The organism is Nocardioides sp. (assembly GCF_034670285.1).
Lineage (GTDB): Bacteria > Actinomycetota > Actinomycetes > Propionibacteriales > Nocardioidaceae > Nocardioides.
Genome location: NZ_JAXMNS010000516.1, coordinates 1 through 2,177 on the forward strand (window position 1 = coordinate 1; position 2,177 = coordinate 2,177).

Genomic DNA, 2,177 nt, shown 5'->3' on the forward strand with positions numbered 1-2,177 from the left:
CGAGGCGGATCGCGATGCCCGCCACGTCGGTGCCGCTGCCCGCCCAGTCGGTGACGTAGCGCTCGACCAGGGCCGTCGAGGTGAGGATGTTGACGAAGATGTCCTTCGAGCCGGCCGCCTGGGCGATGTCGCGGTCGTGGTGCACGTCCTGGAAGTCGCGCGTCGCGATCGCCGTGCTGACAACCAGGGTCGGGGTGATCGGGACCTCCCACACGGGGATGGTGTCTCCGGTCTTCATGCGCGCCTCCAGATCGGCAGGGTGAGGTCGTCGTCGACCCGGTTGAAGTCGACCTGCACGGGCATCCCGATCTCGACGGCGCCGGCCTCGATGTCGTCGGCGTCGACGTCGACGAGCTCGCCGAGCATCCGCAGGCCCTCGTCGAGCTCGACGAGCACCAGCACGATCGGCAGCTCCTTGCCTGGTACGGGCGGGTGACGGTGGACGACGTACGAGAAGACCGTGCCGCGACCGGAGGCCACCACGTGACCGCGATCGAGCGCACCACAGTCGGGGCAGGCCGGGCCGGGCGGGAAGCGAAGCGAGTCGCACGCGTTGCACGACTGGAGCCGCAGCTCGCCGAGCGCGGTGCCGTCCCAGAAGAACTGCGAGTCCCGGCTGATCATCGGGCGGGTGAGGCTCACGACGCCGCTCCCTGGTCTGCGGTCTTCGGGATGAACTTGAGTACCCGAAAGAGCATCGTCGCCACGACGTCGTCGCCTACGTACCAGGTGTTGCGCGACGTCACGAAGTAGCCGACGCCCATGCCGGTGGTCTTGGGGCCGACGACCGACTCCAACGCGGTGGTCACCCGCACCCGCTCCCCGATCTTGAGGGTGCGTCGGTACTCCTGCTCGCAGTTGGTGCCGAGCACCGCCGTGTAGCCGGCGTCGGTGAGCACCTTCATCATCCCGTGCAGGGGGTCGTCGGCCGGGGGCTTTCCGCCCTGGCCGTACATCGTCCAGACCTGCGCCATCGAGGGCGGGGCCTCCCCCGCCTTCCAGCGCGGGTCGGTGTTGCCCATCGCCTCGAGCCAGTTGTTGATCGTCGGCTGGTTGACCGGGTCTCGCGCCTCGCGCTCGGCAGCCTCGCCGAGGGCCTTGATGCGCTCGGCCTCGGCCATGATCAGGTCGTGCCCCGTCATCGCGGCACCCGCGGCAGGGAGAGACCGAACATCGCGATCAGCTCGCGCTGCACCTCCTGAACGCCGCCACCGAATGTGAGCACCAGGTTGCGCTTGATCTGACCGTCGAAGTAGTCGACGAGCTGCTTGGTCCCGGGGTCGGCGGGGTCACCGTGGCGGTGCACCAGCGCGATCAGGTCGGCCGCGACGTGCTGCACCTGGTCGGCGGCGAAGACCTTGGACGACGACGCGTCGCCGACCGAGACCTCCCCGACGGCCGCGGCGCGGGCGACCTCCCAGTTGAGCAGCTCGTTGACGCGGAAGATCGCCGTCGCGCGGCCCATCACCTCACGCACGTCGGGCAGGTCGATGACCCCGGCGGCCGTGGCCCAGGCAGCGACGCGGTCGCGCAACCCCTCGATGCGTCCGGCTGGTCCGAGCATCACGCGCTCGTGGTTGAGCTGGGTGGTGATGAGCCTCCAGCCCTGGTTCTCCTCGCCGACCAGCATCTCGACCGGCACGCGCACGTCGTTGTAGTAGGTCGCGTTGACGTGGTGGGACCCGTCGGCGGTGATGATCGGCGTGAAGGAGTAGCCCGGGTCGGTGGTGTCGACGATGAGGATCGAGATGCCCTTGTGCTTGGGCGCGTCCGGGTCGGTGCGCACGGCCAGCCACACGTAGTCGGCCTGGTGGCCGCCGGTGGTCCACATCTTCTGGCCGTTCACGATGTAGTGGTCTCCGTCGCGCCGCGCCGTCGTCCGCAGGGCGGCGAGGTCGGTGCCCGCGTCGGGCTCGGAGTAGCCGATCGCGAAGTGCACGTCGCCGGCCAGGATGCGCTCGAGGAACAGCTCCTTCTGGTGCTCGGTGCCATAGCGGATCAGCGTCGGTCCGACGGTCTGCAGCGTGACGGCAGGCAGGTGCACGTCGGCGTGCTGCGCCTCGTTGGCGAAGATCGTCTGCTCGATCTCGCCGAGGCCGTGGCCGCCGTACTCCTTCGGCCACCCGACGCCCATCCAGCCGTCCTCACCCATCTGTCGCACGATGCGCTGATAGGTG

At 69.2% G+C, this 2,177-nt stretch carries 3 protein-coding genes and 1 pseudogene; all 4 read right to left on the reverse strand.

From position 1 onward, the window contains the following. Positions 1–238, reverse strand: a pseudogene (locus VOI19_RS18430) (beta-hydroxyacyl-ACP dehydratase); the annotation flags it as partial. Next, positions 235–642, reverse strand: coding sequence for a Zn-ribbon domain-containing OB-fold protein (locus VOI19_RS18435; protein WP_323794399.1), 408 nt, complete (start codon positions 640–642; stop codon positions 235–237). The gene VOI19_RS18435 and the pseudogene VOI19_RS18430, both read right to left, overlap by 4 nt. Then, on the reverse strand, positions 639–1,142 hold the full coding sequence (locus tag VOI19_RS18440; RefSeq protein WP_323794400.1) for an FAS1-like dehydratase domain-containing protein: 504 nt from the start codon (positions 1,140–1,142) through the stop codon (positions 639–641). Before VOI19_RS18440 ends, VOI19_RS18435 begins: the two co-directional genes overlap by 4 nt. After that, on the reverse strand, positions 1,139–2,177 hold a 1,039-nt coding region (locus VOI19_RS18445), incomplete at its 5' end, for an acyl-CoA dehydrogenase family protein (RefSeq protein WP_323794401.1). The genes VOI19_RS18440 and VOI19_RS18445, both read right to left, overlap by 4 nt.